The sequence below is a fragment of the Methanoregula sp. genome (genome assembly GCF_049518935.1).
Lineage (GTDB): Archaea > Halobacteriota > Methanomicrobia > Methanomicrobiales > Methanospirillaceae > Methanoregula.
Genome location: NZ_JBEKRH010000013.1, coordinates 1 through 25,333, shown reverse-complemented (window position 1 = coordinate 25,333; position 25,333 = coordinate 1). Strand labels below are relative to the sequence as shown.

The window sequence follows — 25,333 nt, the reverse complement described above, 5'->3', positions numbered from 1 at the left end:
CAACCTCAGAGTGTCAGCAAAAACTTCGCTACCCGGTCGATATCGGCTCCGGCGCGGATAACCCGTTTCCCGGTAAGGTCAACCACCGTGCTCGGAGTGCCGGACAACCTGCCGCCATCGATGAGCAACTCCCGGGGGACCGTGCATTCATCAGGCACCTGCGGATCCTTTGTGCCGTGAAGGTTGGCGCTCGTCGCGGTGATCGGGGCATCGAATGTCCGGATCAGTTCGAGCGCGAGCGGGTGCGAGGGCATACGGATACCAATCAGTCCTGTACCCCCCGTCAGGATCATCGGCACGCTCTTCCGTGCGGGCAGGACAACGGTTACCGGCCCCGGAAGAAATGTGGTGATGAAGGGGTCCATCCACGGCTCGGTGCGGGCAACTGCGTGCAGCATATCCGCATCTGATACTGCGATCGAAATTGGCATACCGAGCGGGCGTTTCTTCGCCTCGTATACCTTCAGGATCGCCTCGTCAGAGAATGCGTCGGCCCCCAGCCCGTATACCGTATCAGTCGGGTACACTACGGTGCCGTCATGCATCAGGATCGAAACCGCTTCCGCGATGATATCCATTTAAAATTCCTGCCCGCGGACGCGGTTGATATCGAACACGGCCTTGCTGCTGACATGCATCACCGCAAACACGCCTGCCTGGATCGGATCGGTGACCACGAGATCCGCGTGCTGGGGCACGGTGCCCGCCATCTTCAGGGCAATGACCGGGATACCAGCCTCCCGAACCCGGTCGACAGCCTTGGAGATGTCGCCGCCCATGATTGAGCCGGCAAGCACGAGGATTGAGGCCCGGGGCAGCCGTGAGACGGCGTCAACGGCGAGGGCGAGTGTCCGTTCCCCCACGAGCGGGATCGTGTCCACCGAGATCCGCTCCCCGCGGATGTTGTGCCGGTCCGCCTCATTCACTGCGCCGAGTGCCACTTGTGCCACCTGTGCCCCGCCACCCATAATGATGACCCGCGAGCCGAAGATGTGGCCGAACGGCTGGTAGGACCTGACATCCTTCACGGAGGGGATATCGTTGAGTTCCGCTATGAGTGAGTCATGGTCTCCTGCATCGTCGCAGTCATATTCAAAATAGAGTTCGGCCATGCCGCAATAGGGCCCGGAATCGAAGACTTCCTGGCTGATCATGACGATATTGGCATCGTGCCGGGCAACTACCGTTGCGATGTCCCGCAGGACTCCCCTGCGGTTCTCAGCGATGATCCGGATTGCCGAGCGCTCAGGTACAGACTCCATATGCGATAACCGGGGATCGAACCCGGGTTAGAAGCTTGGGAAGCTCCTGTCCTACCGCTAGACTATTATCGCACAGCACTCGATTGCTGCTTTCTAATAAGTACGCGATTTTAGCATAAATATATCATCCCGTTTCCCGCGTATCCTTTCGATATTTTTAAGACCGCAGGACAAAGTACGTATACGATAAGATCCCTTACACTCCTGCATATCTGCTGGTCAACCCGCACGGGATCAGCCTCCGAATGAAAATCCTGAATAAAACGTACAGGAAGATTCTCTATGACGTTTCGAACCTCCGCTCTTTGTTTCCTGATTATAACCGGTTTGCTGGTACTTATAATGCCGATCGCTGCCCAGACTGCCGGTGACCAGCCGATAAACGTGATCTACCAGAACTCGTTCGCCACCGATCCCCAGTGGATCACCAACAACCCGTCCAAAGATTACTGGGATCCCGGCCTCGAGATGTACCATTTCAAGATCGAACCAAGTACCGGCGCGTATGCCTACACCACGATCGATGGATATGACAAAGGCTCTTTCACCTTTGAGTATGATGTCATATTAACCAGTGTCGACCCGGGTGCAACTTTCCGGATGGGTTTCTCCGGCTCGGAGATGGATCCGGGAAAGGGACCCAATGTTCTCACGGAATTCACCAACGCAAAATTCGGCCAGATCATGTGGCTGCACCTGGTGACCCCCGGCAACAAGATGGTTGAAGTCGATAGCCAGAATGATGATGCCCTGACGAGCGGTTCGACCGCCTACGATGGCCCCACGGTAAAATACGATCTCAACAAAACCTATCATGTTGTAGTCGATTACAATGCCGACCAGAAGATTCTCGCTATGAAAGTCAATGAAAAGACTTCGGGGACGCAGGTCTGGAGTTATTACGTGAATACCGGTGAAGATCTTCACGGCATGAACCGGATCTATATTGGCTCAATCGGGGATTACGGCCCGACAAATATCTATGCGCAGGGGTATATTGACAATGTCCGGCTTACCTCGCCGGGATCTGTGACTCCTGCACCAACAAGTGCAGTCACTGCTGCAGTTTCGGGAGTTACACCGGTTCCCGCCAAAACGCTGACCCAGAAACCGACTGCCACGGTACCCACTCCCTACCCCCCCGCCAGCCCTACCGAATCTCCCCTGTCAGTGATCCCGGTCATGGCGGCGCTGGGAATTGCCGGTGTGTGCGTCGGGCGTTTCATGCAGAAAAAAGACTGATCCAAAGGACTTTCGGAACCCCGGGATACTGCGAAACGGAATCAGAAATCCCGGAAAATCTCTTTTTTGATACGGCTATATAAAAAGTATGATATGGCTGGATGTATGATTCCCGGAGGTGTGGCAACCCCCGGATCTCTGGAGTGAGAGACTATTCCAGATCGGCCGGTATGGACGGCCGTATGGGGCATGTGCTTACATATGTGCTTCTTCCCGTGTTCATCCGGAGAGAGGAACGGGGACGTGCCTGCATGGTCATCGTTCGTACTGGTGCGTGGCTTGCGCGAGGATCTTCACCGGTTACAGCACAGGCAGGTAGTGTCCTGATGAGGAGGATCGATCGGCTCCCGTCACTGCCGGCAGGGGGTCGTGTGCAGAAACCCCGCTGCCGTCAGCACTGCCGGGATACGTGCCGTGCAGATGCGTGGAAAAGATGCCTTCATGGCATGGCACGCAGGCTGCGCCCGGCTCGGCAGCGTTGGACGGGGATATCATCATGGCCACTGAGACCATGATAAGTGAAAGGCCGATCAGAATCTTGCCTGTGTTCATCGGTTTAGTTCCTCGTTGTTCTTGCATGGGTCGGTGACACGCCGATTTTTAAGTTCGTGCATCACCTGATAGTAATGTCATGTGCACCTGCTGATAAATACCCCAAATCGCCCGGGTTGGAGTATCTAACCCCGTGGTTCAATAGAGGAACCGGGCGGATGGGTATATAGGGAGGTAATATAAACCGTCATGCCCTTATCTTCCGGTGACTAATGGGTTATACATAGAACCCAGGTGGAGCGCTATGGATCCTGCGGATAAGTCTCCCACGATTATTGTTCACGAAGATTCCGATTCCTTAGAGGAACTCTCGGAATACCTGGACGTGCTCTCGAGCAGCGCACGCCTCAGGATTCTCAAATTCCTCGAGAAGAAACCCCGGGATGCCCGGGGAATCTCCAAGGAGATCGAGACAAGTTACGAAAATACCAAGAAACACCTGGACAAACTCCTGAGTATCGGGGTCATCAAGAAGGAGGCGGGCCTTGGAGCCCCCACGTCTAAGGGGATCCATCCGGTCTGGGAATATTCACTTGTCCCGGGCGGTCTTGAAGCGATCATACGGAACCTTGGTCTCTTCTCCAATACGCGGGTGCAGGTTGTAGGAAGCGAGATCTCGCGACGCCTTGATGAAGTGAAAGGTACCCTGTCCCGGGAAGTGCTGGGTAATATCCCTGCCGCAATTGCGCTTGGCGGTCCTGACGACGGCAAAATCTTTCTTTTGAAAAACGATGTGGTCAATATCGGCAGGCTCGACCCCGAGAACGTTACGGCCTTCCGCCCGGATTCCGATGTGGTCCTCTCGGACGGCTACACTGCGGTCACAAGGGTATCCCGGCCGCATGGGAAATTCGTCAGGGAGAAGGGTATCTGGCACATTGAGGACTGCGGGAGCACCGGTGGCACCCAGCTGAATAACCGGAAGCTTGAGAAGAATGTCAAAGCCCCTGTACAGGATGGCGACCTCATAGAGCTGGCAAAGGGAATATCGGGAGTAAAACTCCTCGTCATCCTCCCTGCCTCTCCCTGATCACCACGTTCTGGTCCCCGAGTACGAGAATGAACTCCCCGATTCCCGCGCAATTCCGGAACCCCTGGCACGTACGCCTCCCGTACCTTTGGCTACCGGCGTGGCGGGCTTCCTGTCTCCTTCTGCTCATGGCACTTGCCTGTACAGCTGTTTGCCCCCCGGTTTCTGCGGCAGATCATCTTGTCGCCCCCTCCGGTGCCGAGTTTACCAGCATCAAGGATGCCGTCGACTGGTCCAGCGGAGGCGACACGATCCGTGTCGAGAGCGGGACCTATGCCGAGAATATCAAGCTAGATAAAAAAATTACCCTTATCGGTGTCGACAGCGGCAACGGAGTGCCAGTCATCCAGCCCGGGAAGAAGGGTGATGACATCGAGATCATTGCCGACGGGTGTACGGTTGAAGGTTTCACCATCGAAAACGGCGCCTCAAGCGGGATCCGCATCACGTCCAGCAGTAATGCCGTGCGGCGCAATACCCTCCAGAACAACGGGGCCGGCATCGCACTTGTTTCCTCGGGAAAAAATACCATCGAGAACAATCAGATCACCGATAACAACCGGGCCGGCATCACCCTTGAATCGGCCAGTGGCAACCTGATCCAGGAGAACACTATCGAGAAGAATACGATTGGGATCACGCTTGACGAGAACTCGATCTCCAATACCATTGCACAAAACACGATTTCCAATACCCAGAACGTGCTCTCCAAAAGCCCGAGCTCCGTCTGGAGCACCGCGTCCGCATTCAGCTATACGTACCTCGGGCAGCAGCAGCAGAGCCGTATGGGCAACTACTGGAATGATTACCGGGGGCGGGACAAGAACGGGGATGGTATCGGGGATTCGCCTTATATCATCAGCCTCGTGGTTCTCCGGAACGCAAGCGGGGATTCCAGCCAGAATATTGTGGATGCGTTCCCGCTGATGGATCCCCTTGAATATTATACCGGGATCACCCCGGGATCCGCTCTGCCGGCAACGCCTCTGTTAACGGCAACCCCGTCAGGGACTTTCCCGGCCACTCCTGTATCTTCAACACCTCCGGTTCCCATAAAAACCCCTGCCAGCGGGACACCCGGAGAATCTGGCACGCCCGCCCCCTCGCAACCCTCTGCATCCCTGTTCCCTGTACGAAACAATCTCCCGGTCATCCCGCTTTTTGTCATCCTCGCTGGTCTCGTTATTGCCGGTATCGGGGGGATTATCTACCTTGCCCGGCGGAATGCAGAGAAACGCCTGGCTCCCCCGCTTCCCGTGGTCGCGCAGGCAGCATCCGTTCTCCGGTCTGCAGTCGATCGCACCAGGGCCCTGATGACCACCACTCCTTCAACCAGGACGGTCTATGCAGAAGAGACCCAGGCAAGTCCCCAGCCGTCGGCAACCGACCAGAAGAACTACTTCCCCAAGGAGCTGGAGAACAAGTACACGGAAATCAAATTTGTCGGCAGGGGTGGAATTGCATGGGTCTTTTCTGCAAGGCGCAAAGCTGACGGAATCACTGTTGCCGTCAAGATCCCGATCAGTTTCGACGAAATCACCGGAAAGTGTTTCCTCAATGAGATTGCCGCATGGGAGACGTTGCGGCACCCCAATATTGTCGAAGTATCAGCAGTCAACATCCTTCCCGTACCCTACGTCGAGATGGAATTTGTGCCGGGATCCCTTGAGGCACTCGACAAGCCCCTGCCCGTCTGGAAGGCGGTTCACCTGATAACGGGTGTCACGGATGGTCTGCGCTATGCCCACGAGCACGGGTTCATACACCGTGACATCAAGCCGCACAATATCCTGCTCACCGCAGAAGTAGTGCCCAAGATTACGGACTGGGGTATGAGCAAAGTCCTGGCCGCAGAGGTAAAAAAATCCAGCGTAGCCGGCTTCTCCCTGTCGTATGCCGCTCCCGAACAGGTTTCCCCCTCGGAATTCGGAAGGACCGATGAGCGTACAGATATCTACCAGCTGGGCGTGGTTTTCTACGAGCTGGTCACCGGGTCCATTCCCTTCGGTGGCGAGAGTATCGTGGAGGTGGGGAATGCCATCCTCCGGGAGCAGCCGATCCCTCCCTCCGAGTACAATCCCGATGCGGAAGCCGTCGAGAAGATCATCCTGAAATGCCTGGAGAAGAACCCGGCGGATCGCTACCAGTCAGCCGCAGAACTGCACGATGCCCTGCACGGGTACCTCGACGAGGACGACGAATGATCCCGTGTGATTGCAGGCCTGTCGCAGGTTCCGGTTGCGAACGAGGGATGTGAGCACCATCGCCGGGGAAAAAAAGACATATGAGCCCGCTCCTTGCGGGCACTGCGGCGGGGAAGGGTGCCTCTACTGTAATAAAACCGGTACTGTTCTTGTCACTGCCCCGAAACGGGCCTGCCGGCACTGCGATGGCATAGGCTGCATCTACTGCGGGTTCACCGGCTGGTCAGAACCCAAGGGAAAATACGACTGACTCACTGGCTCCCGGATATTCCCCTGTACGACGAAGTACCCGGTGCTCTCTGGACAGCTCTCCCCGTTTTAGCGGAATCTCCCTTCTACCCGCCGGGGGATTACACATTCCTCGTAACGCTTCGCAAAGTACCGGTCGGTCATACCGGCGAGGAAATCCCTGACAAGTTCTGCGGGAGTGGCAGTCTTAAGATACTGACGGCTGATCCAGCCGGTGTCAAGGAAATCTGTGAAGATCCTGGCATGCCGCTCTTCCGTTTCAAGGTCCCGGAGACCGGTCTCGAAGAGGGTGGCATACATCCGCTCGATCTTTCCCCGTTCTGATGTGAGGGACGGGTGATCATAGATTGCGTCCCGGGAAAACCGGCGCAGGGATATCAGGGCCTTTTCGACTTCCCGGCTGTACGAGATAAAACCGTTGTCTTCCGTGTCGCTGTTCTCCAGCAGATCGTAGATCAGGGTATTGATTATATCCCGGTTCGCTTCGCCAAGAATTACCCGGGCCCCCTCGGGGATCTGTGTCCCCTCGCCGATAAGCCCGACTTCGCGGGCATCCTGCAGGTCGCGGCCGATATAGGCAATGGTATCGGCGAATTTCACTACGCAGCCCTCAAGGGTCATGGCAGATCGCGATCGTCTTCCGTCGGCATTGTCCTGCACTTTCTTGTCAAACGCAGCCCAGCCAGGGCAGGGTTCAGCGGTGACCCGAAGATCATCCGCCTCACCGTTATGACAGAGAATACCGTCGAGCACCTGCATAGTCAGGTCACAGTCTTCGATCTGGTCGAGGAACCGGACGCTCTGGACGTTGTGGAAGAATTTCCCGATCCCGTTCCGCTCGCAGATGGCGGACAGGCAGGTCTCCCCAAAATGGCCGTACGGGATATGCCCGATGTCATGCCCGAGTGCGATCGCTTCGATCAGGTCTTCGTTGAGCCGGAGGGATCTCCCGATCGTCCTGGCAATTTTCGAGACCAGCTGGACGTGGATCACCCGGTGGGTGATATGGTCGTTCTCCACGAGGTAGAAGACCTGAGTCTTGTCGATGTACCGTGTGTAGGCGCGTGTGTGGATGATACGGTCAGCATCCCGTGAGTAGGGTGTACGGATATCCTCCGGTGTCCGGTTATGCCTGCGGACCGCGTCCTCGCTTGTTGTGGCAAGCGGGGAGAGGAGTCTCTCGCGCTTCCCGTTCATCGCCCTGATCGCGGCTAGCTTTGCTGTATCGGGCACTCTCGCCCGCGCAGGACTCTTCATCAATGGTCATGAGTGTTCGATCTTCATAAGGATGACGACAGCATACCCCTGGTAACGGGGACCTGCGGGGAAAAACAGGATTGTTCTCGGTTTATCGCAGCACGTGCGTGCTGCCGGCATCCGGCTGCGTTGGTTTGTGTTTTGTAAAAAAAATGAGATGGGACGCTTACCTGCCATACGTGACATATGTCTCGCCGTACTGGACCACGTGGCCCTGCATGGCTGCAGCGAGTTCGTCTTTTGTTGCACCGGCAGGAAGCGAAAGCAGGGTATCCAGCCCGTACAATTTGAAGAAGTAACGGTGGGTCTGGCCATGCGGGGGACAAGGGCCGTTGTACCCTGTCTTCCCAAAGCTGTTCTTTCCCTGGACCGCTTTCAACGGAAACGTGACCTCGGGCGTCTTTGGGATCTTCTCCGGGATGAGTCTGACAAGCTCAATGTTCCAGGCAAGCCAGTGGATAAATCCCCCGCCACCACCGGCATCCGGGTCGTTGACAATGATCGCAAGGCACTTTGCTATGCCAGTGTTCACACCGCCGACCGTTATCTCGGGCGACCGGTCTTCGCCATCACAGGTATAGTCATTGGGCAGGATCTTAACGGAAATTTTTACTTTGAGTTCCTCCATTCAGTAACCTCCTCTCGTGTCATGAAGCACGGACAGGGAAATAAATATGACGGTGATGGCATGCCGGCATTATGTGTTCAGCGTGAGGCAACGCCTTCCGTCTCCCCGTACTGGAGGATATGGCCATGCATCGCTCCCTGGAGCTCGTGCTTCTTTGCGCCGCCGGGGAGCTCGATGATGGTATCGAGACCGTAGACCCGGAAGAGGTAGCGGTGCATATGGCCGGGCTCCGGGCAGGGGCCCGTGTACCCGATCTCACCGGCATCATTTGTGCCCTGGTGGGCGGAGACCGGTGTTGTTATGATCTTCCCATGGGGGATGCCGGCAGGGATAACCCCCTGAGCGGGCATATTCCAGATCAGCCAGCTGCAGTAGGAGAGGTGGTTCATCATCGAGGGGTTGAATACCATAACCGCGACGGACGTGGCCTCAAGTCCCCTGATGGTGATCTTCGGGGATGTGCTCTCCCCGCCACAGATCATCTCCGGTGGGAATTCCAGGAAATCGATGCTGACAGCAAGATCACTCATGACCAGTCATCTCTGGAGGAGTGATAAGCACCCGACCTGGTAATAAATCTGGCGGCCGGCCGGATATGCACAGATCGCCCATCTTTATTGTCTCTCGCGAACAACTGATACGATCATATACCGATTACTACGAGGTTCAATCATGGCAAAGAAAACTATCCAGAAGACCAAGGCGGATGAGGAGTGCAAGCAGGAATGCGGGAGCTGCCCTACCGCCAGCACCTGCTCGTCAGCAAAGACCGGGCCGGCCGGCATGCCCCCCAAGGCAGAGATCGATGTGAGGCACGTGATCCTGGTCCTGTCCGGCAAGGGTGGCGTTGGCAAATCGACCGTCTCGGTCAACCTTGCCTATGCGCTTTCGAACCATGGCAAGAAGGTCGGCCTTCTCGATCTCGATATGCATGGCCCCAACATCCCCAAGATGCTGGGGATCGAGCAGCACAAGCTGGCGATGATGGACGACAAGATCGAACCCGTCCATGTCACCGGCAAGCTCTCGGTTATCTCGATGGCCTTCCTCATCCCCGATACGAGCACCCCGATCATCTGGCGCGGCCCGATGAAGATGGCAGCGATCCAGCAGTTCCTTTCAGAAGTCAACTGGGGCTCGCTTGACTACCTTGTTGTCGACCTGCCTCCCGGCACCGGTGATGAGGCACTTACGATCGCCCAGCTCGCGCCCAATGTCCGCGGTGCCGTAATCGTCACCACCCCCCAGGATGTCGCGACCCTCGATGCACGAAAATCGGCAAAGTTCATCGAGAAACTCGGCCTCCCGGTCATCGGTATCATCGAGAACATGAGTGGGATGCTCTGTCCCCACTGCGGCGAGGAGATCGACCTCTTCGGCAAGGGTGGCGGCAAGAAGATTGCCGAAGAGCTCAGCGTCCCGTTCCTCGGTGCAATCCCGCTCGATATCGAGATGCGCAAGGCCGGCGACGAAGGCCGCCCGTTCATCATCCGCCGTGGCGACAGTCCCACGTGGAAGAGCGTGGATAAGGTCATGGAAGAACTCATCAGGGTTGTCGAGGGATAAGTGATGGACTACCTGCGGATTCTCACCGGTAAGGAAAAGCCTGTTCCGATATACAACGGGATTGTTGTGTGTCTTGAGAACCCGCTTGCATTCCCCGACATGCTCGAACCGGTCTACCGCGAGGCGATGAATCTGGACGATGAGACGCTCGACCGTTTCCGGTTTTCCCTGATGCGCCTCCAGCTCTATGCCGATGTCCACCGGAACGAGGACCTCGAGACAGCGATGCATATCAAGTACGTTGCGCAGGTTCTTGAGAAAGTTGTATTCGGGTCCCTTGTCATGGAACCCACCGAGCCTTCCGCCGATTGATCTCTATCCGACCAATACCCTTTTATCGTGACCTGGTATGCACTGGTGATACCTATATGTGCCGACCCGGCAAATACTAGGACAGCTATACTAGTGCAACGATCAGGAACCCCTGTACTGATGAATACTATATCGCCTATTCACTAAGGAGAGACAATGACATCACGCATGCAATCCCCTCACACCACTTGTCCGGGATGCCAGGAAGAGGTATTTCTCGATGAGCTAGTCGGCGGCAAATGCCCGCTGTGCGGCTGCTCGCTCGAGGACTTCGACGAGGCGTTCGGGGAGTATGACGGGATCCTCGACCGGTCCGACCTCTCGTGGCTCATCTTCAACTACTTCGTCTTCAAGAAATTCGTGGACCTGGGCGTGCCCCCCCACCAGATCATGGAGTTCGTTGCTTCATACGAGCAGAACGCGGAAAAACCCCCGGAAGACTGGGAACGGACCGGTTTTGTCCTCGAGATCCCGATGAAGCCGTGGGATCGCATCCTCCCCAAGCACTGTGCAAAGTGCAACAAATGGTTCGTACGCGGGGGCAAAAAGCAGATAAGGGGCGACATGCGGAAGACAGCACTTAAAGTCGATTTCGTCTGCGACCGGTGCTGAAATTTTTTTAGAAAAAATCTTTAGTGCCGGTACTCCAGCTCCGTGACATTGCCGGTCTGGATATCGACCCAGCCGATACCCTGTGGCAGCGTGGGATCGGCCCGGATTGTTGCGTCATCGAACAGGACTTTCCATGCAAGCGGGACACTGCCGGGCCGCTGGGTGATGCCGGGGGTGTGCCGGTTGTTCCACCGGATATCTGCGGAGATGATCCGGACGCTCTCAACGGAGAGCGGGAACTTTGTCTTGGCGGCCTGCATCACGTTAAACGTGGCATCGCGCATGCCGACGGCCAGTTCGACCGTCTGGGAGAAAGCAAAATCCTCCGTTGTCCACGTCTTGTCATAGGAAAGAACATTCCCGGTCACCGAATCCACGGCGATCGCGATCCTGTCCGTATCAACAGGGAAGTCCTGGAAGATCCGCTCGTAAGTAAGAACGTACTGCCCTGCTGCCGGTTCCGAGGCGGTGCTCCAGTCCTCATAGTGTTCCGTTGTCATGTTGAGGGAGAGTGGCCCGCCGTTGTGGTCGCTGATGTACTGATCGGCAATCGTCTTTGCCTTATCCTGGTCGATCGAGGGACTGGCCGGCCGGCCGGTGTGCGGGACAATAAGAATGAGTGCGGTGGTGTCACCGGTAGTGGCATCCAGGGTCCCCCGGGCAAGTACGGTGTTCTGCGTGAGGAAGATGAACTGCCACCCGCCTCCCTTGACCGGATCGTTTGCGTACCAGACCTTCACCTGCTCCGGGTGGATCCCGGGGAAGGCCGAGAGGGCCAGGATCTTCGCCTTTGATGCCGTTATGGCGGCATTCTCCTGTCCGGGCGCATACGGTTCTCCTGTTGTGGCATCAATGAACACGACGAAATCTTCTCCCCACTGAGGTGTCGTCGGGGTGAGCGTGAAACCAAAGAGGGTGTGGTTGGAACCAGATGAGAAATTCACGCTGGAGATAGAAGAATCACCGGCCGGGTAATACTCCCGGAGCGAAGCAACTGCCTCACTGAGGGAGATTGTGTCTCCTGATGCCTGGACGGGGACCCCGGGCCCGACAGTAAATGCGTAGGTCTCTGACGGTGTGACATTTGTTGCGGGGATGACCGTAGGTGCAACGGATACTGTGATCGTCGTCATGGCAGAACCGGACGCCGGCACCAGCGGGTGTGACAACGGTGATGGTGTTCCATGGGTGGAGAATATGCCGGAAAAAATGAAGATTGCAATGGCAGCAATCGCTACCAGTGCCCCGGCAAGGAGGAGTTTTTTCCTGAGCCGCCGGCTCTGGTTCTCCCGCACTTTCTTCCTGTACCGCCCGGGTAAATAGGGCTGGTTGAAATCCCCGGAGTCCGCACTCACTTCTGCTGCCTCATTGCTTTAGTAGTTATTCCGGCAGGAGATAAAAAAGGGCAGGCCTCCTTGGCACGATCCGGCTTCCCTGTGACCGTTGGGTCTGTATTCCTCCGGCTCACCTCTGCCGGGACACATACCCCGATGGGGTACCTACCGGCTCCTCTCGTCGTCATCCCGGTTTCTTCTCATTACCAAGATGACCAGTGCTGCACACCCTGCGAACAGACCGGCAAAGACAACCGCGAGCAGCCGCGGGTCGATCGCAATCTCAATAACACTCGGGCCGAACGCCATATACCTTGGGCCGGGGAGAACACTCTGGTTCAGTCCGGCCCGGAAAATTGTCACCGGTGTCGGGCCGGGCCGGTAGTCCGCAGGAATGATTTCCAGGTCCGGCGAGCTGTTGGTTCTGTTTAGGCCCGGCCCGGGAGCAAAGGCCCCTGCATTTCCTCCACCGTTCTGTGCTGAAACAATCGCCAGAACACCGGCCACCGCAAGGGATGCGATGACCAGGACAGCTGCGCTCCGTCCGGTTATCCTTATCCGCATAGGAAGTCCCCAGCAGGGGTACGGGTGCGGGAGTCAACAGGTTTGTGGTCGCGAATGTCGGGGAGGTCACCGGAACGGTCGCCAGTTCGATGGTTTATGAGACACGCCGGACTCCAGCCGGGTTACCACTCCACCCGGAAGCCCCTGAACTCACCTGTGGCCTGACCCTGCGTGACCGCGATCTGCTCGACATGGATCACCGGATCGTCCCGGGCATGGGTGAGCCGGATAAAATCTTCAAGTGAGGCCGGGGAACTTTCGGCAACCATCTCCACGGTGCCGTCCGGCATGTTCTTCACGTACCCGTGCACCCCGGTCGCGTGGGCGCATCCTTCAACAAAGTGCCGGTATCCAACACCCTGCACCCTTCCCCGGGCAACGGCCATGATCCTCTCCATACGGTACTATCAGGAAACGACCTGCCATAAATCTTGGCAAACGGCAGGGATCGTATCGCAGGAAACGGGGATGTCCTTCACAATGCTTCGAGCGCCTTCATACTCTTCAGGACGCCTTCAAATGACCTCACTTCAATGACTGCGGTCGCCTTTTCCCGCCGCTGTGCTGCCATCACCGGGGCAAAATCGATCTCCCCTTCTCCGACAGTACTGTGAGTATCCCGTTTCCCGTTATTATCGTGGATGTGCATGTGGCTGATCTTTTTCCGGAGGAATCCCGGCAGGCACTGATTGAGGTTCGCATGTCCAACGTCAAGGGTGAATCCGGTACCGTCTATGATCGCAAGGTCTTCGGGTGTCCGCAGGTTGAAGAAATTCATGTCCCCCATATTCTCGAAATAAAACGTAAGCGAGTGCTCGCAGGCAAAATCGGTTAGCTCCCTCAGGGATTTTTTGAACTGCCGGTCCGCCTGCTCCCGCTCCTGTTCCCAGGCAAAATAGCCCGGGTGGAGGACCACGGCAGCCCCGATCTCCGCGGCAACCGTGAAGCAATCGGTCATCACCTCGACGCTTGCCCTGCGGATGGGCTCGAAGAGGCAGGCGATGTTCATCCCATGGTAGGGGGCATGAAAAATGAAATCCGTGGAATAACTCTCAAAGAGTCCGGTATCGGTGACGAAGTGGGGGCCCTCGTCTACTACCTCGATGAGGCCGGTGAGGGCAGAGAGCCGGTCCAGTGCTACAGGCAGCGGCTCCTCAAGGAGGCAGTAGGTCGAGATACCAATCATGATGAGCGGTGGCGCGGGGCAAACGAAAAAGGTTTGGGCCGGGAGGCAGGCAGCTGACTCCGTATGACTTTTGGTAAAATTCAGTATGTCCTGCCCACAAGCGTCGCCTTGCCGGGATTCCCGCAGACGATGCAGCACCCGTCAGTGCACGGGACGTAAAGTGAACGGACTTCGGTGCCGAGGATACTCGAGTTCGCCTTCTCCTCGATCGCGTCCCCGCAGCCCCGTTCCCGGCACCAGTGAACGACCGCGACCTTGCCCTCGTTGAGCGCTGCGTTGAGGGCTTCCATCGAGTCGACGGAGCAGAGGTGTGCCTTCGTGTGTTCCTCGGCCTTCACACGGATTGCCTCTGTTATCTCGCCAAGCACCCGGGTTACGCCGTCCGTGACTGTCGCAAGCTCGATCTGGCTCTTTTCGCCCGTCCGTTTGACGGCCATCACTTTCCCGCCATCAAGATCTCTCGGCCCGAGCTCGAGCCGGAGCGGCACGCCCCGGAGCTCCCACCAGTAGTATTTCGCACCGGGCCGCATGTCGCGGATATCCGTCTTCACCCGGAACCCTGCGGCCTTGAGATCCGCCTCAAGTTTCTGGGCAGCGGCGAGTACGTCCTCGTGCCGCTTCCCGATCGTGATCGGGACGATGACCGCCTGGACCGGTGCCACGGCCGGTGGCAGGATCAGCCCCTTGTCGTCGCCGTGCAGGCTGATGAGGGCCGCGATGCACCGCTCCGAGATCCCGTAGCAGGTCTGGTTCGCGAGCTGCTGCTCCCCGTTCTTGTCCTCGTACTTGATCGAGAATGTCTTCGAGAAATGCGTGCCGAGGTGGTGGACAGTACCGATCTGGAGGGTCCGGCCGTTCGGCATGATCGCGTCCACTGCGATCGTATAGTCCGCTCCCGGGAACTTGTCCCAGTCCGGGCGCTTCGAGATGGTGATCGGTATGCAGAGCCCGTCATAGAATTCTTTGGTGAGGCCGAGTTCATACTCCACCTGTGCCTCTGCCTCATCCCACGTGGCGTGGACCGTGTGGGATTCCATGAACGAGGTGATCTCGCGGAGACGGATCAGGGGCCGGGTCTGCTTGGTCTCGTACCGGAACGTGTTGACGATCTGGTAGTATTTCATCGGCAGATCGGCATGAGAGCGGAGCCAGAGTGCATACATCGGGTAGATTGCCGTCTCACTCGTGGGCCGGAGAGCGAGCTTCACATCGAGCGGGGTCGTGCCCCCGTGGGTCACCCAGTAGACCTCGTTCTCGAAGCCCTTGATATGCTCGGCCTCCTTCATGAACTCCTGCTCAGGAATCAGGAGGGGAAATAGCGTCTCCTGGTGGTCCCGGTCGAGAAGTTCGCGGAGCCCGTTGTACACGAACTTGCGGATCGCAAACCCGTACGGGTACCAGACATAGAGCCCCTTGACCGGGTAGCGGACATCCATGATCCCGGCCCGCCAGAGAAGATCGTTAAACCATCCGGAAAAGTCCTGCTTCGGCGGCAGGGCGCCCGTATCGTCGTCCATTTCTGTCTAACCCTCTAAGCTACCAGATGTATGACTGCCGGCGTAATAAAAGCCTCGACGCATGCGGCTATGGCGACCAGCGGCAGGACATAGACAATAAAGAGCCGGGCATAGCGGGCCGCATCCGCGGCTGCGTCATGCCCGCCATACCACTCCGCAATCAATGACTGGGCGAGCAGGATACCGAGCGCTCCTGATATAATGAAGGCCGGGATCTCGAAGATACCATGCGGCAGGATCGCGGCGGCGACAAAGAGCGCCGAGTGTTCCTTGTGGACTATCTCCATGACAGCTCCTATCACGATCCCGTTGATGCTCATGATAAAAATTGTCAGGATGCCAAACGATGCCCCGCCAAGGAAGAGCAGGATACAGGCCTCAAGGTTGTTGGCAAAGAGCTTGGCGCACAGATCGGCCGGGTTACTGGTGGACATCTGGCCGGCTACTTCTTTCTCGAAGAGTTTCATGAGGTCCTGCCCCATCGACGGGTTCTGTGCTGAACCCAGCCAGCCGACCGTAACCGTGGTAAAAAAGAGAAGGAGCGTGATGATAAGCGCATCGGTGAGTACGGAATCAGACATACAGTACCATCCGGACCATGTCCCGGACACCCGGGGCAAACCCGACCACGATCATCGCGAGCAGCACGAGATGCCAGAATGCCGGGTTCGCCTCTTTCCGGAACATCTGCATGAAGTAGATCGCAGGGAAGAGCACCACCAGTTTCAGGGGGAACATGATGAACGCGGTATGTGCCCAGTCGATCAGGAAAGAACCGACAACATGCTGCTCGATGTAGTGGACCCCGGGGTGGAAGTCAATACCGTAGCTCGTGGCGCTCGCGTCAAGCAGCTGGCCGAAGAGGAGCATCACGTAGAGCGGGTCTCTGACGTACTCCCACTTGAGGATATATCTGATGAATCCCCAGACGATCGCCGTTGCAGTGACTGCCATACCGAGGATGATGGCGAGGATCGAGAGGTCGACCCCATGGTGAGGGATGCTCCAGGCGATGAGGACAAGCGCGACACAGAATGTCGAAAAGATGCCGGCACCCGCATAGACCTTCAGGTAATCGTCGACAAATCCCTGCCGCTCCAGGTGCCGGGAGAAGAGGAGGATACCAAACGTATAGGCGAAGATGACAAAGTAGATGAACGGCGTGACGATCGCAAACTGGATGTCGGACTGGATCATGTGGGTGTCCTGGACCACCCTGAGGACACCCCCGAAGATCACATAAGGGATGGTGGCGAGCACGAACCGGCCGTCAACCTTGAAGTCCGAGCTGTTAAACCAGCGGTAGATCAGGTAGAGCGCGACTATGAGGATGAGGGCGTACGTGATTGTCTCGACAGCGTTGTAAGGCTGTTCGTATCGTATGGGATCGATGTAGTATTTGTAGAGGAAATCACTAATCATCCATGAGTACAATGAGCGCAGATGCAATAAAATTACTCAAGGATAAGGTCTTTGACAAGTCCAAGTGGATGCAGCTGCCCCGTGACGTGGTGATCGGGCACGATGTCTTCGGGCAGATTCCCGCGGTCTGCGATGACCTCAGCCTTGGCCCTTCTGCGCTCCTGATCTCGGGCAGGGGCACGATGGAGCTTGCCGGCAACCGGGTAAGGGATATCCTCTCGCCCGGCCGCACGGTGACCCCGTTCCTTGCCGAAGAGATCACCATCCCCGTCATCAAGGAGGCTGAGAAGGCGGCCGCGGGTATGGATTTCATTATCGGTGTTGGCGGCGGCCGGGTAATCGATACCGCAAAGATTGTAGCATACAACCTCGACATCCAGTTCATCTCCGTCCCGACCGCAGCTTCCCATGACGGCATCGCCTCCGCCCGCGCCTCGGTCGCGATGGACGAGGGGCACTCGTCGCTCGAGGCTCAGCCCCCGATTGCGATCGTAGCGGATACGGGGATCATCGCTTCCGCCCCCCATCGGCTCCTTGCCGCGGGCTGTGCAGACGTTATCTCGAATTACACTGCAATCCTCGACTGGGAGCTCGCCCACCGGGTGAAAGGCGAACCAATGAGCGAGTACGCGATCGCGCTCTCGAAGATGACCGCGGAGATCCTGGTGAAGAATGCCCACCTGATCAAGCCGCACCAGGAGCAGTCCGCGTGGTTTGTCACCAAAGCGCTCGTCTCGAGCGGGGTTGCGATGAGCATTGCCGGCTCGTCCCGGCCGGCAAGCGGTGGGGAGCATAAGTTTTCCCACGCTCTCGACAAGCTGGCCCCGGGGAAGGCTCTTCACGGCGAGAGCTGTGGGATCGGGACGATCATCTCCATGTACCTGCACGGCGGCGACTGGCGGAGTATCCGTTCCTCCCTGAAAAGCATCGGCGCACCCGTGACGCCGGCGGAGGTGGGTATTGACGATGCCATTGCCGTCGAGGCGCTCCTGATGGCAAAGACTATCCGTCCTGAGCGCTTTACCATATTCGATATGGGGCTCACACGCGAATCCGCAGAGAACCTCGTGCAGATGCTCTACCGGGAGTGAGGACCAGATGACCGAATCGAAATCCAAGGTAACGCTCGTGGGAACGGTGCTTGCCCGGCAGGGTGTAGAGTTCATCTACGAGGGCGAGGCGCCCGGGTGCGACAGCTGCAAGGTAAAGAAGGCCTGTAATAATCTCCAGAAAGGGCACAAGTACCGGATCGTGACCGTCAGGACCACCCATCACGAATGTGCGGTCCATCTCAATGGTGCGACCGCAGTCGAGGTGACCGAGGCCCCGATCACGATCCTGATCAGCCCGGAGATGGCGATCATCAATTCCAAGATCAAGCCCGATTTTTCCTGTAATAAGGGAGACTGCCGGAGTTTTGCACTCTGCCGGCCTGAGGGCGTGGTCGAAGGCGAGAAGTACACGGTAGTTGATGTGCTCGGGAACGCTTCGGATATCTGCGACAAGGGCCGGGCGCTCAAGCTCGTGGAGATCAAGCCGGCATGAGAATCTCCCCGTGTAATATTTTTTTATGTCTGCCTGTGCTGATTATCGGTAAACGCCATCATCTGCCATATTGTTCTCTTTCTTTGCTGCACCGCTTGTGATGTCTTTTTGTGAGATCTAGTAATACTCTCCGGATATTGTGTTTCCCCCTCGTGAATATCCCGGCTTGCCGGAGGATGTTTTTACAAAAGAAAAAAGGGAAATTTCAGCAGTTCATTTCCCGGACGTTGGTGTTACCAGCGGTGCAAGGGTAATCTCCGGAGTCACCAGCGGTGCAAGGCTTACCGTTGGTGCAAGTGGTGCGAGGCTTACGGTAGGTTCAAGCGGTGCCAGACTAACCGTTGGTTCCAGCGGAGCGAGACTCAGAGTCGGTTCCGGTATCGTGGGTGTCGGAGACGATGTGGGCGTAGCTGTTCCCTGCACGTAATCCGGGTCCATGGTGATCTTCAGGGTGATATCCTCCGTTTTCATCGAGCTCGGATCGTAGTGGTATTCCGCATCGTCATTATACGGAGTGTTTATCATTGCATGGCACAGGATGACATAACGGGAACCCTCGCGGTGGAAATCGTGGGTTCCGCCCGGGAACGTGTCATCCGGGTTCGGGGTATCGGAATGGCACTGGTACCAGGTACCGCCGTTCTGTGTGGTAGTTTCCTCGCTGTTCGGGCAGTCCTTCGGATCCGAAAAGACATCCTTGGTCTCGATCGTTGTCGGGAAACTGTTGTCCACCTGGACAAATTCCTTTGGCCCCTCGACAGCAAAATCAAAATTTGTCAGCGAGATGGATCCGAGCTGCTCCTGATCGAAGGTCTCGAATGCCATCGGGTGGCAGCCGGTCTCCTGCCCGGTCGAGGCCACGTGGTCATGGGACTCGAACGACCCGCTGGCGGGATATCCCTTGTCCGGGCGGTCAGGAATGTAATAATGATCCCCCTCCGAAGTTCTCTCATGTGCCATCACGACCGGAAACGTACCGTGGAATTCCAGTGTGGATGTTGCTTCCTCTTTCTGCGTGGATGCCGTATCGCCGACTCTTGTTAGTGCCATCGTGGTATGATCATTCTCCGTGACCGAAAACGTAGCTTGCCAGGTCTCTGTTCCGGTATCGCCCACCGAGTGCGATGAACCCCCGTTCTCTCCCCCGCCGCTTCCCCCGTTGTCATTCCCGGGTGGTGGGCTTGCGGCCATGTTGCACCCGGCAGCCATGACCAGGATGACCAGTATGCACACAGCAGCACCGATATACCAGCGATTGGTACCCGTCCGTATCTTCCCCTCCATTGGACTCACCTGTATGGGAGGTCTTTTTAAAACCGGATCGTATTAATGCATACGATCTGGTTCTCCAGCCTTTTGGGACCGGCCAGTCACACGCTGCAGAGTGTATATTTATTGACGGCCACTATTTTTTCATGGCCCGTTATGTAAACTATTCAGGATACGCCGGATAGCGTCCCCGAAAATTGTTGCATTACCGTCTGTTCCCACATCGATCTGATCTCGCTTCCCATATCTGACCTGCAAGCTGCACCAGCCTGTCATGCCCCTCAACCTCCCGGCTCCACCGTTCAGGCACAGAATCGATCCCCCAGTATGCACCCGCAAGTGCACCGGTACAGGCACCGACCGTGTCTGTATCCCCGCCGAGGTTGATCGCCCAAAGCATTGCATGCTCCAGAGATCGCGATTCCATGAAGCAGGAGAGGGCCGCGTGGGAACATTCCACTGCATCGAGCCCGGGCACTATAGTATAATGCTGGTAATTGCCGAGCACAGTGCGTACCTCAGGATGTATACAAAGCGATCGTGCATGCCGGAATGCCGTTGCCCTGGAGATCCCCCGGCACAGGTCGCTCACCATCACGTTCAGGAACGCGGAGCAGTGGCCCCCGACCGGGTCGTAATGGGTGAGCCGCGAACAGGTTAAGCTGACATCGTAAACCCGCAGGGCAGGGAAGAAGATCCCGAGGGGGAACCCCCGCATCACGCTGCCGTTGGACCGGCTGCTCCCACGGCGTTTGTGAACGAGCCGTGCAGCAAGGTGCGGCAGGGTCCCGGATTCCACCAGATCAAAGAATGCTGAGGATGTTGGACCGAACCATGCGGGACGCAATTTGTACCCGGCAACCAATCGCATAACAAGGTCTTCCGGGTTGAAACCCCCGCAAATTGCAAGCGATTCCGCGACTGCGATGGCCTGCAGGGTATCGTCCGTGACCTCCCCTTTTTTCCGGAAATGCCGCCCACCGGAACGCATTTCTGCCACCCACGCTTCAGGTTGCGGAGATCCTTCAAAAGGCGCACCCAACGCATCCCCAATTGCGAGCGCAACCAGGGATCCCACGTGCCGCAGGTTTCCTGTTATAAATTTCACCAGTAAGGTATATGTGCACCACAAATTAAGGATTGATTCAGACTAAGGTGATAGTGTGCAAAAGGAAGAGTTGCTGCATTTACACATGTTGATGATCCACATCAAGAAGTATTACGAGGGAGTCAACAACGAGGAAATACAGACGGATCGTTACAACTCCCTTGAGATCTCTCCTGTCCACATCCACAAGGACAAGAAGGCCCACAAGGACGCTCTCCTCACGCTCGGGGATGAGATCGTCTCCCATATCCACCACCGCAGCATGCCCGTGGTGAACTACTCTTCTGAGACTGCATCGGTCAAAGTTGCAGCTGAACATTAATTTTCTATGGATGAGGTCATGGCGTTGCGGGAGATGATCTCCCGTATCCTCACCCTGCCCCCCGGTGACGACGCGATTGTTGCCGCCAAGATTGCGGTCTGTCGGAAGTACTCCTTGCCCGCGGTGCCCAAGAACTCCGCGATCCTTGCAGCAGCCGCACCGGGGGAGCGGGAGACGCTCCGGAAGATCCTGCTCGTCAAGCCGACCCGCACGCTATCTGGCGTTGCACCGGTTGCCGTTATGACCTCTCCCTTTGCCTGCCCGCACGGCAAGTGTCTTCCCTGTCCGGGCGGGCCCGACCATCCATTCCATTCCCCACAGAGTTATACCGGTGAGGAGCCGGCGGCAAAACGGGCACGGGAGCACGGGTACGACCCGTTCCGGCAGGTGCATGCCCGTCTCGAACAGTTTGAGATCCTCGGGCACAGGGTAGACAAGGTCGAGCTGATCGTGATGGGCGGGACGATGACCGCACGGCCGGTGGAGTACCAGGAATCGTTTGTATCCCGCTGCATCGAGGCGATGAATACATATCCCGGGGGATCCCCTGCCGTGGAAGCTCGTGATGTGGCAACCGTAGAGGCTGAGAATGAGCAGTCGGCGATCCGAAACGTTGCGATAACGTTCGAGACCCGGCCGGACTGGTGCCGGCGGGAGCATATTGACCGGATGCTCGAACTTGGCGTGACCAAGGTGGAGCTCGGGGTCCAGCATACGGACGATGCTGTCCTTGCCTTCAACCGGCGGGGGTGCACAGTGGCGGATACTGTTGAGGCCAACACCCTTCTCCGCGATGCCGGGCTCAAGGTCGGGTTCCACATGATGCCGAACCTGCCGTCATCGACAATCGAGGCGGACCGGGCGATGTTCGATACGATCTTCACCGATCCCCGGTTCAAGCCGGACTTCCTCAAGATCTACCCGACTCTCGTCACGCCCGGCTCGGAGATCGAGGATCTCTGGCAGCGGGGCCTCTACTCCTCCTATGGTGAGGAGGAACTCGTGGATCTCATTGCGTATGCAAAGTCGGTGATCCCTGAGTTCACCCGGCTCCAGCGGATCCAGCGGGACATCCCGGCAAAGCTGATCGTGGCCGGTTCAAAGCATTCGAACTTCCGGCAGCTGGCCCAGAACCGACTCACTTCGCTCGGGAAGCGGTGCCGGTGCATTCGCTGCCGGGAGATTGGCCGGCTCCCCTCGGTTGTGGAAGCGGAAGTGCGTGTTCTCGAGTACGAGGCCTGCGGAGGGCAGGAGCACTTCATCTCGGCGGTGTCGGGTGATTCCCTGATCGGCTTTGCCCGGCTCCGGTTCCCCTCGCAGGTCTACCGCCAGGAGCTTGACTGTGCAGCACTCCTGCGGGAACTGCATGTCTATGGCAGCCTTGTGTCGGTCGGGAAGGATGCCGGTGACGAGGAGTGGCAGCACCGGAACTTTGGCCGGCTGCTCCTCGCCCGGGCAGAAGAGATCGCAACCGATGGCGGGTTCACCAGCCTCGCGATCATGAGCGGGATAGGAGTCCGGCCGTATTACCGCAGGCAGGGCTATGAGCGCAGCGGACCCTATATGGTTAAGGTGCTGCAATGAACCCGGCAACGACCGAATTCCTCCGCCAGCGATTTACCGAGTACTACCGGAAGGCAGTCCTCCTTACACCCTCGTCCCTCGTGCAGCGCGAGTGGGGTTTTGTCCTCTTCAACCCGGGCGGCTCGGAGATGCGGATGCGCAGGCATATCGGCTTCTCCGGCAGGGAGGAACTCGGGGACTATATACGGAACCTGATCCCCCAGCACGCCTACTACTCAACTGCGTACTACGAGAAGCCGGATGCCGGGACCATGGCAGACAAAGGCTGGTGCGGGGCGGACCTGATCTTCGACCTCGATGCGGACCATATCGTGCGGGGCCCGTACGACCAGATGCTCGCCCGGGTCAAGGTTGAGACCGGAAAACTCCTTACAATGCTGACCGATGAGTTTGGCATGGACCCAAAGACGATCGAGCTGGTCTTCTCGGGGGGGCGGGGGTATCACGTCCATGTAAAGGACATTGCGTTCCGGGGCTGGGGGAGTGCCGAGCGCCGGGAACTGATCGACTATGTCTGCGGGATCGGGATCGACCCGGGCGCCCTGCTCTCCGGGAAGATCACGACCGGGCCTGGCTGGCCGAAGCGGTACCGCGAGACCCTTCTGGAGTATCTCGACTGGATCGGGGAAATGCCGCATGAAGAGGCGATCAAGTACCTGACCTCCCACCCGGGCATCGGCGACAAAACCGCCGAGCGGCTGCTGAACGAACGCGGGACGCTTTCAAAGCATCTCGCCACCCGGCCCGCGGAACTCGTTGTGAAGGGAAAGCTCCGGGACGATGCCCTCCGGATCCTTGTCGAAAAGGATGACGGGGAGTTCCGGAAGCGCCTGCTCGAACGGGCTGCACTGGCCGATGAACCGGTCACGACCGACACGAAACGGTTGATCCGGATGCCGACATCTCTCCATGGCGGGAGCGGGATGCGGGTGCAACCACTTGAGCTCCGCGAGTTCCACGACTTCGATCCCCTCACCGATGCGGTGGTATTCGGGACCCGGGATGTCAGGGTAGACCAGAAGTTCCCGCTGAAGATGCCAATGCTCGGAAGTACTTATGAGCTCAAAAAGGGCATCTCTACAGTACCGGAAGCGGTAGCAGTTTTTCTCTGCTGTCGCGGCATGGCGGAAATCACCTAGGCGGGCAACACAATGCATCTCGACGATCTTCGTAGTATCCTTCTCTCGGAACGGGAGACCGGGCGGCTTACCGCTGTTGCTCCCGATATCTTCGAGAAAGGCCATGCGGAACTCGCCGCGATCACCAAAAAAGTGTATGCATTCGAGGACCCGTTCTCGGACGATGCCCGTTCCCTGATCGATGAGACACTCTCGATCCGCGAGACCCTTCAGGACCTGTTTGCAATCCGGTCGCGCAAGATCCTTGCCCTTACGATCATGCATGCGGAGGGCAACTATTACGACCGCGAGGAAGTCAAGCGGATGATCCCGGCCGAGCGGGAGATGTTTGATGCGGCAACGGCAAGTATCGAGAAGTGCCAGGGAATCCTGCTTTACAACAAACCCCACAGCAACATTCATGCACCCCTGATTACCACGCCCGCTGTTGTCGCTGCCGAAACCGGCGACGGTGACGGGATGGGAGAATCCCTGCAGGAAGATATGAACCAGGGAGGACAGGATCTTCCGCTGGCAGCGGGTTCTGTTGCACAGGCGGCGGGGATGCCCTCCATCCTCGCCCATCCCTGCACCCTTGTCCGGGTGCTGGACGACATGGAATCGTTCATGGGAGTGGATGGGAGGATTTATACCCTCTCAAAAGGAGATATAGTGACGCTTCCGGAGCGGAACGCTGCGGTACTGAGCGAACGCAACATAGTCTTAAATATCCAACTTTGCAAATAATATAGGTATTCTTAATCGGGATTATCGGTGAAATTTTCATGAAGATGCCAGCGAAATTTACAACTTACTGCCCCTTTTGCAGGAATCATCAGGTGCACGAGGTTGAAAAGGTAAAGAAAGGCAAGACCACCGGCCTCCACTGGATCGACCGCCAGAAGGCCCGGAGGGGTAAAGTGGGTAACATGGGCAAGTTCTCAAAGGTGCCCGGCGGCGACAAGCCGACCAAGAAGATCAACGTCCGGTACCGCTGTGTCACCTGCGGAAAGGCGCACCTGCGCAAGGGTTACCGTGTCGCAAAGTTCGAACTGACGGAGTGAAGCGAAATGGTACAACAGATTCGGGAAAACCGGAGTAAATTTTTCAAGGTAAAGTGCCCTGACTGCGACAACGAGCAGGTCATCTTCGAGAAGGCCAGCACGCTCGTCAAGTGCGTAGTATGCGGCCGCGAGCTTGCCACCCCGGCAGGCGGCAGGGCAAACCTCAAGGCAGAGATCATCCAGGAGCTCAAGTAACCACCCATGACGGACAGAGAGTGGCCACAGGAATCAGAACTGGTCGTCTGCACGGTTGAGAACGTCAAGGACTTTGTTGCCTTCGTCTCGCTCGATGAGTACGGTGGCCGCCAGGGGCTCATCCCCATCTCTGAAATTGCAACGGGCTGGATCAAGTACATCCGCGACCATATCCGGGAAGGCCAGAAGAT

Annotated in this window: 31 protein-coding genes and 1 tRNA gene; 16 read left to right on the top strand and 16 right to left on the bottom strand. The window is 57.3% G+C overall.

From position 1 onward, the window contains the following. Positions 1–5 precede the first annotated feature (5 nt). The 3 genes from ABSE13_RS08945 to ABSE13_RS08935 all read right to left on the bottom strand — a co-directional run bounded on the left by ABSE13_RS08945 (position 6) and on the right by ABSE13_RS08935 (position 1,334). Positions 6–578 carry an L-threonylcarbamoyladenylate synthase gene (locus tag ABSE13_RS08945; protein WP_424028173.1) on the bottom strand — a complete coding sequence of 191 codons (573 nt, stop codon included), beginning with the start codon at positions 576–578 and terminating at the stop codon, positions 6–8. Further along, positions 579–1,262 carry a DUF5612 domain-containing protein gene (locus ABSE13_RS08940; RefSeq protein WP_424028172.1) on the bottom strand — a complete coding sequence of 228 codons (684 nt, stop codon included), beginning with the start codon at positions 1,260–1,262 and terminating at the stop codon, positions 579–581. It abuts the gene before it with no gap. A 1-nt stretch (position 1,263) separates the two neighbouring features. Next, positions 1,264–1,334 (bottom strand) — tRNA-Gly (locus ABSE13_RS08935). 270 nt (positions 1,335–1,604) lie between these two features. Here ABSE13_RS08935 and ABSE13_RS08930 point away from each other — a divergent pair. Beyond that, a complete protein-coding gene (locus ABSE13_RS08930; RefSeq protein ID WP_424028171.1) occupies positions 1,605–2,504 on the top strand; it encodes a hypothetical protein in 900 nt (299 codons plus the stop codon). Between the two features lie 300 nt (positions 2,505–2,804). Here the strand turns inward: ABSE13_RS08930 and ABSE13_RS08925 are convergent, their stop codons facing one another. Continuing rightward, entirely contained in the window at positions 2,805–3,056 is a 252-nt protein-coding gene (locus ABSE13_RS08925) for a hypothetical protein (protein ID WP_424028170.1), read from the bottom strand. A 244-nt stretch (positions 3,057–3,300) separates the two neighbouring features. Here ABSE13_RS08925 and ABSE13_RS08920 point away from each other — a divergent pair, with 244 nt between their 5' ends. The 3 genes from ABSE13_RS08920 to ABSE13_RS08910 all read left to right on the top strand — a co-directional run bounded on the left by ABSE13_RS08920 (position 3,301) and on the right by ABSE13_RS08910 (position 6,540). Next, on the top strand, positions 3,301–4,086 hold the full coding sequence (locus ABSE13_RS08920) for an FHA domain-containing protein (RefSeq protein ID WP_424028169.1): 786 nt from the start codon (positions 3,301–3,303) through the stop codon (positions 4,084–4,086). Between the two features lie 128 nt (positions 4,087–4,214). After that, positions 4,215–6,290, top strand: a complete 2,076-nt coding sequence (locus ABSE13_RS08915) for a protein kinase domain-containing protein (RefSeq protein WP_424028168.1) — start codon at positions 4,215–4,217, stop codon at positions 6,288–6,290. 49 nt (positions 6,291–6,339) lie between these two features. Further along, on the top strand, positions 6,340–6,540 hold the full coding sequence (locus tag ABSE13_RS08910) for a hypothetical protein (protein ID WP_424028167.1): 201 nt from the start codon (positions 6,340–6,342) through the stop codon (positions 6,538–6,540). A gap of 68 nt (positions 6,541–6,608) precedes the next feature. Here the strand turns inward: ABSE13_RS08910 and ABSE13_RS08905 are convergent, their stop codons facing one another. The 3 genes from ABSE13_RS08905 to ABSE13_RS08895 form a co-directional block, all read right to left on the bottom strand. Beyond that, positions 6,609–7,796, bottom strand: a complete 1,188-nt coding sequence (locus ABSE13_RS08905) for a deoxyguanosinetriphosphate triphosphohydrolase family protein (RefSeq protein WP_424028166.1) — start codon at positions 7,794–7,796, stop codon at positions 6,609–6,611. A 166-nt stretch (positions 7,797–7,962) separates the two neighbouring features. After that, positions 7,963–8,424 (bottom strand): YbhB/YbcL family Raf kinase inhibitor-like protein, encoded by a 462-nt coding sequence (locus ABSE13_RS08900; RefSeq protein ID WP_424028165.1) that lies wholly within the window; start codon positions 8,422–8,424, stop codon positions 7,963–7,965. 77 nt (positions 8,425–8,501) lie between these two features. Further along, positions 8,502–8,954, bottom strand: a complete 453-nt coding sequence (locus ABSE13_RS08895; protein ID WP_424028164.1) for a YbhB/YbcL family Raf kinase inhibitor-like protein — start codon at positions 8,952–8,954, stop codon at positions 8,502–8,504. A gap of 142 nt (positions 8,955–9,096) precedes the next feature. Here ABSE13_RS08895 and ABSE13_RS08890 point away from each other — a divergent pair, with 142 nt between their 5' ends. The 3 genes from ABSE13_RS08890 to ABSE13_RS08880 all read left to right on the top strand — a co-directional run bounded on the left by ABSE13_RS08890 (position 9,097) and on the right by ABSE13_RS08880 (position 10,914). Beyond that, positions 9,097–9,990, top strand: coding sequence for an Mrp/NBP35 family ATP-binding protein (locus ABSE13_RS08890; RefSeq protein WP_424028163.1), 894 nt, complete (start codon positions 9,097–9,099; stop codon positions 9,988–9,990). A 3-nt stretch (positions 9,991–9,993) separates the two neighbouring features. Further along, a complete protein-coding gene (locus ABSE13_RS08885) occupies positions 9,994–10,302 on the top strand; it encodes a hypothetical protein (protein ID WP_424028162.1) in 309 nt (102 codons plus the stop codon). A 156-nt stretch (positions 10,303–10,458) separates the two neighbouring features. Then, positions 10,459–10,914: a hypothetical protein gene (locus ABSE13_RS08880; RefSeq protein ID WP_424028161.1), complete on the top strand. Its 456-nt coding sequence runs from the start codon at positions 10,459–10,461 to the stop codon at positions 10,912–10,914. A 20-nt stretch (positions 10,915–10,934) separates the two neighbouring features. Here ABSE13_RS08880 and ABSE13_RS08875 read toward each other — a convergent pair whose 3' ends face one another. From ABSE13_RS08875 to ABSE13_RS08845, 7 genes are all read right to left on the bottom strand, one after another. Beyond that, positions 10,935–12,269, bottom strand: a complete 1,335-nt coding sequence (locus ABSE13_RS08875; protein WP_424028160.1) for a YcdB/YcdC domain-containing protein — start codon at positions 12,267–12,269, stop codon at positions 10,935–10,937. A 144-nt stretch (positions 12,270–12,413) separates the two neighbouring features. Then, positions 12,414–12,812 (bottom strand): hypothetical protein, encoded by a 399-nt coding sequence (locus tag ABSE13_RS08870; protein WP_424028159.1) that lies wholly within the window; start codon positions 12,810–12,812, stop codon positions 12,414–12,416. A 122-nt stretch (positions 12,813–12,934) separates the two neighbouring features. After that, positions 12,935–13,210, bottom strand: a complete 276-nt coding sequence (locus tag ABSE13_RS08865) for an acylphosphatase (RefSeq protein WP_424028158.1) — start codon at positions 13,208–13,210, stop codon at positions 12,935–12,937. 77 nt (positions 13,211–13,287) lie between these two features. After that, entirely contained in the window at positions 13,288–13,998 is a 711-nt protein-coding gene (locus ABSE13_RS08860; RefSeq protein ID WP_424028157.1) for a sugar phosphate isomerase/epimerase family protein, read from the bottom strand. Positions 13,999–14,078: 80 nt separating this feature from the next. Continuing rightward, positions 14,079–15,515, bottom strand: a complete 1,437-nt coding sequence (proS, locus tag ABSE13_RS08855) for a proline--tRNA ligase (protein WP_424028156.1) — start codon at positions 15,513–15,515, stop codon at positions 14,079–14,081. Between the two features lie 14 nt (positions 15,516–15,529). Further along, on the bottom strand, positions 15,530–16,096 hold the full coding sequence (locus ABSE13_RS08850; protein WP_424028155.1) for a stage II sporulation protein M: 567 nt from the start codon (positions 16,094–16,096) through the stop codon (positions 15,530–15,532). Further along, complete coding sequence (locus ABSE13_RS08845) at positions 16,089–16,937, bottom strand: DUF63 family protein (protein WP_424028154.1); 849 nt, start codon at positions 16,935–16,937, stop codon at positions 16,089–16,091. The genes ABSE13_RS08850 and ABSE13_RS08845 overlap by 8 nt, the downstream gene beginning before the upstream one ends. 11 nt (positions 16,938–16,948) lie before the next feature. On the opposite strand from ABSE13_RS08845, the gene ABSE13_RS08840 reads away from it, so the two are divergent. Together ABSE13_RS08840 and ABSE13_RS08835 are read left to right on the top strand one after the other, a co-directional pair. Next, positions 16,949–18,028: an NAD(P)-dependent glycerol-1-phosphate dehydrogenase gene (locus ABSE13_RS08840; RefSeq protein ID WP_424028203.1), complete on the top strand. Its 1,080-nt coding sequence runs from the start codon at positions 16,949–16,951 to the stop codon at positions 18,026–18,028. Positions 18,029–18,035: 7 nt separating this feature from the next. Next, a complete protein-coding gene (locus ABSE13_RS08835; RefSeq protein ID WP_424028153.1) occupies positions 18,036–18,482 on the top strand; it encodes a UPF0179 family protein in 447 nt (148 codons plus the stop codon). Between the two features lie 213 nt (positions 18,483–18,695). On the opposite strand, the gene ABSE13_RS08830 is transcribed toward ABSE13_RS08835, so the two are convergent. Then, positions 18,696–19,766: a hypothetical protein gene (locus ABSE13_RS08830; protein WP_424028152.1), complete on the bottom strand. Its 1,071-nt coding sequence runs from the start codon at positions 19,764–19,766 to the stop codon at positions 18,696–18,698. 190 nt (positions 19,767–19,956) lie between these two features. After that, on the bottom strand, positions 19,957–20,859 hold the full coding sequence (locus ABSE13_RS08825; RefSeq protein ID WP_424028151.1) for an ADP-ribosylglycohydrolase family protein: 903 nt from the start codon (positions 20,857–20,859) through the stop codon (positions 19,957–19,959). A 55-nt stretch (positions 20,860–20,914) separates the two neighbouring features. Here ABSE13_RS08825 and ABSE13_RS08820 point away from each other — a divergent pair, with 55 nt between their 5' ends. The 7 genes from ABSE13_RS08820 to ABSE13_RS08790 form a co-directional block, all read left to right on the top strand. Beyond that, the gene (locus ABSE13_RS08820; RefSeq protein WP_424028150.1) at positions 20,915–21,181 is read left to right on the top strand and encodes a UPF0058 family protein; all 267 of its coding nucleotides are present in this window, start codon (positions 20,915–20,917) and stop codon (positions 21,179–21,181) included. A 6-nt stretch (positions 21,182–21,187) separates the two neighbouring features. Further along, positions 21,188–22,765 (top strand): tRNA uridine(34) 5-carboxymethylaminomethyl modification radical SAM/GNAT enzyme Elp3, encoded by a 1,578-nt coding sequence (locus ABSE13_RS08815; RefSeq protein WP_424028149.1) that lies wholly within the window; start codon positions 21,188–21,190, stop codon positions 22,763–22,765. Further along, positions 22,762–23,904: a DNA primase catalytic subunit PriS gene (gene priS, locus ABSE13_RS08810; RefSeq protein ID WP_424028148.1), complete on the top strand. Its 1,143-nt coding sequence runs from the start codon at positions 22,762–22,764 to the stop codon at positions 23,902–23,904. The genes ABSE13_RS08815 and priS overlap by 4 nt, the downstream gene beginning before the upstream one ends. 12 nt (positions 23,905–23,916) lie before the next feature. Next, complete coding sequence (locus tag ABSE13_RS08805) at positions 23,917–24,630, top strand: hypothetical protein (protein ID WP_424028147.1); 714 nt, start codon at positions 23,917–23,919, stop codon at positions 24,628–24,630. Positions 24,631–24,668: 38 nt separating this feature from the next. Beyond that, entirely contained in the window at positions 24,669–24,947 is a 279-nt protein-coding gene (locus ABSE13_RS08800; protein ID WP_424028146.1) for a 50S ribosomal protein L44e, read from the top strand. 6 nt (positions 24,948–24,953) lie between these two features. After that, positions 24,954–25,142, top strand: coding sequence for a 30S ribosomal protein S27e (locus ABSE13_RS08795; protein WP_424028145.1), 189 nt, complete (start codon positions 24,954–24,956; stop codon positions 25,140–25,142). 6 nt (positions 25,143–25,148) lie between these two features. Further along, positions 25,149–25,333 (top strand): S1 RNA-binding domain-containing protein (locus ABSE13_RS08790; protein ID WP_424028144.1); only part of this gene is annotated, 185 nt, incomplete at its 3' end.